Here is an 8718-nt window from a genome sequence, read left to right as displayed (position 1 = left end):
TTTGAACCCCAGTCTGAAAAGACTGGGGTTCTTTTGTTTATAGATACCACGTGTTCGCCCTGCGGGCTCGGTTCGTCACCTTTCTTTGAAAACCCCTATTCCTATCGGAATAGGGGTTTTTGTTTTAAAAAATTATGTTTTTTTACTTAAATTTGGACAAAGTTTTAAACTAATTTTATTAGTACATGACAAAAACATATATTATTGAAATTCAACAAAATAACTGCTACTAAAAACAGCTCTTATAGAAGAATGCAAAGATTCATGAAGGAATTTTATTTTCGCATGAAAATAGTTTCTTCATTGATATTCATTTTATTATCAGCTAAATCCGATTTGGTATTGGTGCTAGATAGAACCAATTGGAAGTTCGGAACTAAAAACAGTAACATTCTGATGTTGGGAGTAAGTTATAAAAACGTAGCATTTCCATTGATGTTCAAAATGTTGGACAAACGAAGGAATTCAGATACACTAGGGAGGATTGATTTATAGAATGGTTTATGTAGATGCTACAGTATTACCGGAACCTCCAGAAGAATTGTATATCAAGTAGGGGCATTAAATTTGAATCCATTAACTCCTACAAGCATTGGATTATTAGATAATTTCAAGGTTAATGATCAAAAAATGTTTGCTGTAGCTAACGCAATTGATGCAGAAGCTTTTGGGATAACCTTAGAACCTAAGGAAGGAAGTTGAACCCTTACAATGGAACAATTATATACGTTAGGAAAAGTGTAAATAGTACTTCTTCTTAATTACTAACAAAAAAGGTTCAACCGTAAAGCGAGGGCACTGAAAAAGTCTTTTTAAGAATTAATTGTTAATAAAAAGGAGTAGAAAACTATAGTTTTTTGCTCCTTTTTTCGTATTTTTAATGGTAGCCAAAAGGCTTTTAGATGTTAGTTCAACAACAAAAAATTCAATTCAGTCTGTACTCTTCGTTATATGATTTAATCGTTCCCAAGGACAATATGCTAAGAAAAATCAATGAGTTGATAGGTTTTTCATTTATCTATGATGAGTTGCTAAATAAATACTGTACAAATAATGGTCGCACAGCAGAAAGTCCTGTGCGTATGTTCAAGTATTTACTTCTGAAAACAATTTATACCGTTTCAGATATTGATGTAGTGGAGCGTTCCCGTTTTGATATGTCCTTTAAGTATTTTTTGGAAATGGCACCAGAAGAAGATGTTATCAATTCTAGTACGTTAACAAAATATAGAAAACTACGTTTGAAGGACACCGACTTATTAAATCTATTGATTAGTAAAACGGTGACTATAGCCCTTGAAAAGGGCATTATCCGTCCTAAGTCTATTATAGTTGATGCCACACATACTTTATCGAGATCAAATCCATTTTCGGCAATTGCAGTATTGCATGAGCGTTCAAAACTACTGCGAAAAACGGTTTATTTATTTGATGACCAATGGAAAGAACGTATGTCAGAGAAGAACAATACCAATGAATTAGAAAAGGAATTGGCCTATTGTAAAGAGTTGGAGAGACGGCTAGAAAAAGAACAATCTTTAAGTTCTATACTTGCGGTGAAAGAAAAATTAAACTTGCTTAAAGAAACGATAGAAGACACTCAGGAAAATTTTACGTTATCAAAAGATCCAGATGCTAAAATGGGGCATAAATCCGCTGATAGTTCCTTCTTCGGTTATAAGACTCATTTAGCGATGACCGAAGAGCGCATCATTACAGCAGCTGTAGTCACATCAGGCGAAAAAGGAGATGGCCCGGAGTTACCTAAACTTTTAGAAATTAGTCAGGAAAACGGAATCGATGTTGATATAATTATTGGCGATGGAGCCTATACAGGAAAAAAAAATCTCAAACTCACAAGTGGGCAAAATATTAAAGTGGTAGCAAGACTAAATGTTACAATAGCACAAGGGGCTAGAAAAGACGAAGATAAATTTGATTACAATAAAGATGCCGATAGATTTGTTTGTCCTGCTGGTCACATGGCTATACGAAAGGCTTGCCAAGGCAAAAAAAATGTTGGAACCAATCAAATACAAACCTACTATTTTGATGTGGAAAAATGTAAGACCTGCTCTTTAAAAGAGGGTTGTTATAAAGAAGGAACCAAGACAAAAACATATTCGGTGTCGATAAAATCGGACTTACACCAAGAACAAATCAGCTTTCAAGAAACTGACTATTACAAAGAAAAAGCAAAACACCGATATAAAATAGAAGCGAAAAATAGTGAGTTGAAAAATGTACATGGTTATGATAGAGCAATATCATATGGCATTACCAATATGCAAATGCAAGGTGCAATAGCAATTTTCGCAGTCAACTTAAAAAGAATACTCAAATTAATGTAGGAAAATCAAAGCTACATGCGCAGTACACTCAATGAGCCTATAAAAGTCAAAAATCGACTCATATAACCTATAATAAAAAACAGTTGTAAAAATTAAAACGCTCATAAAGGATCTTTAAAATCCTGTTATAAGCGTTTTTTTATTGTCTAAAAAACGACTCTAATCAAAATAAGTGAAGTTTTTCAGTGCCCTCCGTAAAGCTGAACCTTTTTTATATAAAAATCTAAAATAACAATAACTATAAAAATTATCGCTAATTTGCATCATTGGCTCAAGGTCATTTTTAAATTTTACGTGAAATATCACTTCGCAAAATCTACTCTTATTAAAATATTACCACAACCATCCTTTGTTACAAAAAGCAAAAACTTTGTCTATGCTATCCATCGAGGTATTCTTTCTTTAGCCCTGAATATACTCCTTACCAATTTCAATGCATCCCTTTTACCCCCCCCCCCCCCCTTGGATAATTACAAACATTCATTTATTTTTTTGAAAAAATCTTTATCCAAGGGTATAAATCATAATAAGTGCTATTTTTTAAATTAGACCGCTTATGCGGTAATGAAAAAATGGTTAATCCCGATAGCTATCGGGAGTTAAAAAGCCCTAACTCCACGTACGGAAACCGCGGTGGTCTTAAGATCGATTATGACGTAACCAAGTAAGAAACTGAAGTTATACGCCATAGAGTTTGTATTTTCGGTACTGCTCCAATAGTTAGCTGATATTGAAAGCAGTGTGTTGTTACCTGCTCGCAAAGCCTTTTGTGCACTATAACGATTGGAATACAATAATATTAATTCATCAATACTTGGCAAATACCACTCAGGGCCTAATCCGTTAATATAAGTTTTCGTTGGGCTTCCTGTCATTAAATTGGTGTTAAATGCACCATCTTCGGTACGGTTGGCACCTGTAAGTGTGGGTGCTGTTTGCCATGCATATGTGCTTTCGGTAAGCGCAACGATAAGCCCGTGTTCTAAACCATCGCTACCTTTGTAGAGATAATAAATTATGCCACCATTAAAGAGTTCGCCAAGGTAATGTGTAAAACCACCCGATGCTGCTGCCCAAGTAGCCACACCACTTCCATTTGTTGTAAGTACTTGCCCGTTGGTGCCATTTATAGCAGGATAAGTAATACCACCAGCGGTTAAACCTCCAGTTAATGTCCAGTTCGTACCATTATTTTGTGCTTTAATGGCTCCTGTACCGTTGGCTAAAATGATGTTGTTGGTAAGCGTTGTGGCTAAACCTGTTACATTAGCCCCTAGTATGGTGTTGCCAGATCCTGTACCGGAACCTGCACTTACACCTGTATTGTAACCGATAGCAGTATTGTTGTTGCCTGTTGTGTTTTCGTACATCGCATCCTTACCTATAGCAGTGTTGCCGCGACCTGAGGTGTAGTAAAGGGCATTAGAACCAATACCAGTATTGTTACTGCCGATTGCGTTAATGTGAAGAGCATTAACACCGATAGCAGTATTTTCGCTACCTGTGGTGTTGTTTCTAAGGGCTAGAGCGCCATTGGCGGTGTTAACGCTACCTGTGGTATTGACCTTTAATGCCTCATAGCCTACCGCTGTACTATAGAATGAATTGCCTGTACCACGCCCTACAGTAATTTCATTGAATTTCGCATCAGTGCTAAAAGTTTTTACGCCCGCAACAGTTTGCGCAGTTGTTAAATCTACAAAAGAACCTCCAGCAGAAGTTGCCGCATTTACAAATGCGGTTGTGGCTAAGGCGGTCGTATTATTTCCAACCGCTTGAGTTACGCCAATAGTTCCGGTTGGCAATATAGGTGCGCCGGTAAAAGTTGGAGAAGCTATATTAGCTTTTAAGGCTAATGCGGTATTTGTAGCGGCGATTGTTGTTAAGCCGCTCAAATCTTGATCCCCTGAGTTAGTGCCCGATTGATTGCCAAGTTTTGTGATTTCTGTTGCGTTGATAAGTCTTTCTCCTGTTACTTTATCTACTTTGGATCCTAATGCAGTTGCGGTTAATGTTGAAACAGGTTTATTAACATCGCTGGTATTATCTACATTACCTAAGCCCACCATTGTTGAGGTAATTCCTGCTACCGTTCCGGTAAAAGTGGGAGAAGCTAATGGTGCTTTCAGGTCTACCGCACTTTGATCTGATTTAGCTGCCAGCGCAGCTAGACTCGCCTTTAAGTCTAATGCGGTTTGTATGGCAGTTGATATCGGCTTTGCTGCATCGCTTGTATTATTTACATTGCCTAAACCGACCATCGTTGCTGTTACTCCAGATACAGTTCCGGTAAAAGTAGGAGAAGCTAATGGTGCTTTCAGGTCTACCGCACTTTGATCCGCTTTAACTGCCAGCGCAACTAAACTCGCTTTTGCATCTAATGCGGTTTGTATGGCAGAGGAAACAGGTTTATCTGCATCTGCTGTGTTATTTACATTGCCTAAACCTATATCGGTTTTATTTAGTGTTATTGCTCCGTTTACCTGTGTAACTCCGTTAACTGAAGTGGTTAAACCAGCTGCTCCTGTTGCACCGGCTACTCCTGCTGCGCCAGTATCCCCTTGAATTCCTTGGGGTCCTGTTGTAGGTACTTGACTATCTACATAAGTCTTAACCGATTTTACCGTTGGATATTTAGTATCTGATGCAGCATCAGTTGCAATACTAGTGCTTTTGTTTGTTACATTTTCTTTTAAACTGAATACTAATTGAGCAGCGGCACTTATTGGTTTATTCAAATCGCTCGTATTATCCATATTCTCCATTCCGAAGTTTGTTTTTAAACCACTCATCGTAATCGCTCCGGTACCTCCATTTTCAATAGCCACCATACCAGTAACATTTTCTGCATTTTTAGTAAAAAACGCAAAAGGAACCGAATTAAAGTGCTGATTGCTTATTTCAGTAAAAGAGTTGCAACTGCCATTTGTGTTAATAGCCACTATCAATTTTTTACTGATAGAATTCCATACGATTTCCTGAAAAGAGGAAGCATACCCGCCTGTTTGTGATCCTGATCCAATGATCAGATTGACCATTCCAAATTTATCTGTTTTAGTTTGAATCACTTCCTGATATTCTACATTAGAATATTCGTCAACAAATTCAAACTTCATGCAAATGTCTTTACTTACTAAAAAAGCATTTGAATTATTTACTCCTGGTATTTTTTCTCCTTTTGGATTCAAAATTACGGCCTGATAGGTTATCCCATTAGTTTGCGCAAAATTTTTGGCGCCAATAAAAAGGAAAATAAGTAGAATTATTTTTTTCATAATTTAATTTATTTAATTGGGAAATTAACACCTAATTGTAGTTGATGGGTCATGAATGATATTTTTTCAGTTGTCGAATTGGATATGTTTAAAGTTTGACCATAATTATAGCCAATACTTAAAAAACCCAGGGAAGGAACACGATACTTGACTTGAAAACCGATGGATGATTCCACTACTAGTCCCGTAAATTCCTTTTGGTGCACTAAATCATAATAAGCGCCATCTATTTTTTGTTTTCCATAAATGATGGTTTCGCCTAAAATACCCACTTGCAGTAAAAAATTTAATTTATGAAAATCGTCCATAGGGAACAAAGAAAATCCTAATCCTGTTTTAATGCCCAGGTATTTAGTTTCCCAACTATAGGAATTTGCAACATTCCCGCCTAGGGCATTATATTCATTAAGAGAAAGTCCATATGAATAAAGTATATGCTTATTTAGTATCGGTTTATTAAACCCAATTTCATAAAAATTACCCGTTCCGCTTTGAAGATCTGGATCTGATTGCCCAAAGCCATTCTTATAATCATACTTTGTAAAATTCTTTCCTGTATTTAAAAAAATTTCTTGTGAAAATAATTGACAGGAAGTAATTAAAATAACAAATAGTAGGTAATTTTTCATCATCGTTTTATAATTTTAGTATAATAATTGAGGTTGGTGGAATTTAGTCGTACTAGGTATTCTGAACTTGGCAACTGTGCCAAATTAATAGTCAAAATTGTGTTGACGGATACTTTTTTTTGTTCAAATATCAAACGTCCCAAAATATCAAAAATAGAAATGGTAATTAGATCAGTAATCGATTCTGAGAATTGAAAATTGACAGTTTCAGTAAATGGATTGGGATAGGTTATGGTTTTAATACCTTCAATCACATCTATTTTATTGGAAGTAATATATTTCCCCCAAAGGCTTTGCTGAAATCCTTGCATTACGGTATAATCTTTATTCGTGGAAGTTCCTGTCATACTTTGCTGACCAATAGTTTGTACTACTATCAAACCATTATATGTTTTTGTTGATATCCCTTGAGAAGAAAGCATTTCATGGTGTAGTACCTGTGCATAAAAAGCTGTACTGAAAAGTAAAAGTAAATATTTCATATAAACGGATTTTGATGTAATGATAAGACAAAAAAAAAGCTATCAAACATCATAAATCCGACGAACTACACAAATTAATCAAAATAGTAAGAGTTTTTGAGTTTTTAGTAAATAATAAATTCAAAAAATGATACAATAAAAAGTAATTCTGAAATCAAAAAAGAATTGTTTCAATGTTAATTTAAAAACATATTACTTGTTTTTGAATTTTTTTGCTACCGAAAAATTGAATTAATAATATATATTTGTCTTTGTGTCGCAGCGTCTATTTCAGTAAAAACAAATTTTTAGTTTTATTTAAAATATATAAATTTTGATTATAAATTTACTTTTCATTATCACTGGTTTTTTAGGCTTTTTAACCTTAATAATAATCCTAGCAAGCTTTAGAAGAAATAAAACGATCAATTTTTATTTAATATTGATTTTTACTCTAATTTCTATTCGTTTTCTATTAAGCGGATTTTTCTCTTTTGGTTATTTAGTTTATTTAAAAGAACATTATATTAATTACTGTAAATTTTTAATACTAATCATTCCTAGTTTATATTTGTATTTTAAAAATTTAATTGCCGATCAGAAGCTATTTATGAAGGCTGATCTTGTCCATTATATTTTCCCTCTTGCATTTTTGGCGATAAATTTATCTGTCGTAAGTACAAATTATTTCTTGCCACCCTCTTTTTATTTTTCCTTCTTTTTAGTCTTAATATTGTACACCATAACATACTTTTTTTTGGCTTACCAGATATTAAACAAGAATGTTTGGGCAAAAAAAAATGGAGAAAGTAATAGTAAACATAGTATATTGATTAAAAAATGGAACCTTTTTTTGTTCATCATAGTATTAATTATTTCGCTTAAACTTTTTGCGACGCTCTTTTTAGTTAACGATTATCGCAGTGGTTTTGTTGTAGCCGATCGTTTTCAGTGGATAGGTGCAATAATTTGGATAATAACTTTTTTTAGAGTATTAATATCTCCAGAATTACTTTATGGCTACCCAATTTTTGATATCATGAAGGAAACAAAAAAGGTCAATCTGTTATTGGATACAGATTGGATTGTTGAATTTAACAAAGAGCAAAAAAAAGATCAAGATAGTAAATTACAAGAAAAAATTGATAAATATATTATACGGTATATTAATGAAATTGAGGAAATTTCTAGAAAATTTGAATTGTTTCAAGATTCAAAATTTTCAATAGTTGACTTAGCAATAAAATTAAATATTCCCAATAGCCATTTAAATTATCTTTTTAAGTATCATTCTAAAATCTCGTTTTTAGATTATAAAAAGAAAATCCGAATTTATCGTTCAATTCTATTGATTGAATCGAATTATTTAAAAACAAATACAATGGATTCACTAGCAAAAGAAGTGGGATTTGCCTCATATAATCCCTTTTTTACCAGTTTTAAAAATGTTACTGGAATTTCTCCACAAAAATATATTATCAAAAAAAATGATTTTTAAAAAACAAAAAAGCTTCCAATTTTATAGATTGGGAGCTTTTTTTTATTAGATTAAATCCTATTTCTAGTCCTTATTTTTACTATAGTATTTTCTATATTTTGAATCCTATTTATTTCGATTACAACAAAAGTAATATAACAAAAAATGGCGCGACAGAACTTAATAAATTGGTTTATGTGATGGCTCAAAATGATCAATTAAAAATTAATGTAAAGGCACATACGGATTCCAGAGGAACGGAGGAATTTAACTTGGATCTTTCTGAGAGAAGAGCAAATGCTGCGGTAGCTTACATTGTTTCAAAAGGAATTAGTGTTGATAAAATAACAGGAGAAGGGTTTGGCGAATCAGAATTTAAAGTGGATTGTCAAGAGAACTGTACCGATGAGGAGCATGCCTTAAACAGACGTTCGGAGTTTATGATCGTTAAATAATAGACTAGAATTTTAAGTAAACAAAAACAGGATACCGTAAAGCATCCTGTTTTTATTTACTATTAGATTG

Annotated in this window: 7 protein-coding genes and 1 pseudogene; 5 read left to right on the top strand and 3 right to left on the bottom strand. The window is 33.7% G+C overall.

The window, feature by feature from the left end:
• Positions 1-204 precede the first annotated feature (204 nt).
• The 3 genes and pseudogenes from EKL99_RS05585 to EKL99_RS05575 all read left to right on the top strand — a co-directional run bounded on the left by EKL99_RS05585 (position 205) and on the right by EKL99_RS05575 (position 2351).
• The gene (locus EKL99_RS05585) at positions 205-495 is read left to right on the top strand and encodes a hypothetical protein (protein ID WP_126461608.1); all 291 of its coding nucleotides are present in this window, start codon (positions 205-207) and stop codon (positions 493-495) included.
• A pseudogene (locus tag EKL99_RS05580) lies at positions 494-702 on the top strand (anti-sigma factor); the annotation flags it as partial. The gene EKL99_RS05585 and the pseudogene EKL99_RS05580, both read left to right, overlap by 2 nt.
• 200 nt (positions 703-902) lie before the next feature.
• On the top strand, positions 903-2351 hold the full coding sequence (locus EKL99_RS05575) for an IS1182 family transposase (protein ID WP_126576533.1): 1449 nt from the start codon (positions 903-905) through the stop codon (positions 2349-2351).
• Positions 2352-2950: 599 nt separating this feature from the next.
• Here the strand turns inward: EKL99_RS05575 and EKL99_RS05570 are convergent.
• Genes EKL99_RS05570 through EKL99_RS05560 form a run of 3 tightly spaced genes read right to left on the bottom strand, consistent with a single transcriptional unit; the run spans position 2951 to position 6737 of the window.
• On the bottom strand, positions 2951-5626 hold the full coding sequence (locus EKL99_RS05570; protein ID WP_126461614.1) for a hypothetical protein: 2676 nt from the start codon (positions 5624-5626) through the stop codon (positions 2951-2953).
• An 8-nt stretch (positions 5627-5634) separates the two neighbouring features.
• Complete coding sequence (locus EKL99_RS05565) at positions 5635-6258, bottom strand: hypothetical protein (protein WP_126461617.1); 624 nt, start codon at positions 6256-6258, stop codon at positions 5635-5637.
• On the bottom strand, positions 6255-6737 hold the full coding sequence (locus EKL99_RS05560) for a T9SS type A sorting domain-containing protein (protein ID WP_126461620.1): 483 nt from the start codon (positions 6735-6737) through the stop codon (positions 6255-6257). The genes EKL99_RS05565 and EKL99_RS05560 overlap by 4 nt, the downstream gene beginning before the upstream one ends.
• Positions 6738-7050: 313 nt before the next feature.
• Between EKL99_RS05560 and EKL99_RS05555 the strand changes: the two genes are divergently transcribed.
• Both EKL99_RS05555 and EKL99_RS05550 read left to right on the top strand, forming a co-directional pair.
• Positions 7051-8214 (top strand): AraC family transcriptional regulator, encoded by a 1164-nt coding sequence (locus tag EKL99_RS05555; protein WP_126461623.1) that lies wholly within the window; start codon positions 7051-7053, stop codon positions 8212-8214.
• 98 nt (positions 8215-8312) lie between these two features.
• Positions 8313-8648, top strand: a complete 336-nt coding sequence (locus EKL99_RS05550) for an OmpA family protein (RefSeq protein ID WP_231507377.1) — start codon at positions 8313-8315, stop codon at positions 8646-8648.
• Positions 8649-8718 lie beyond the last annotated feature (70 nt).

This window comes from Flavobacterium sp. ZB4P23, from assembly GCF_003970375.1.
Taxonomy (GTDB): domain Bacteria; phylum Bacteroidota; class Bacteroidia; order Flavobacteriales; family Flavobacteriaceae; genus Flavobacterium.
The sequence above is the reverse complement of the archived record's forward strand: the minus strand, read 5'-3'. Positions and strand labels throughout refer to the sequence as shown.

Bases quoted from the DNA above. Each gene is read 5' to 3' on its own strand.
- EKL99_RS05560 (WP_126461620.1), bottom strand. From the start codon at position 6,737: ATGAAATATTTACTTTTACTTTTCAGTACAGCTTTTTATGCACAGGTA.
- EKL99_RS05565 (WP_126461617.1), bottom strand. From the start codon at position 6,258: ATGATGAAAAATTACCTACTATTTGTTATTTTAATTACTTCCTGTCAA.
- EKL99_RS05575 (WP_126576533.1), top strand. From the start codon at position 903: ATGTTAGTTCAACAACAAAAAATTCAATTCAGTCTGTACTCTTCGTTA.
- EKL99_RS05570 (WP_126461614.1), bottom strand. From the start codon at position 5,626: ATGAAAAAAATAATTCTACTTATTTTCCTTTTTATTGGCGCCAAAAAT.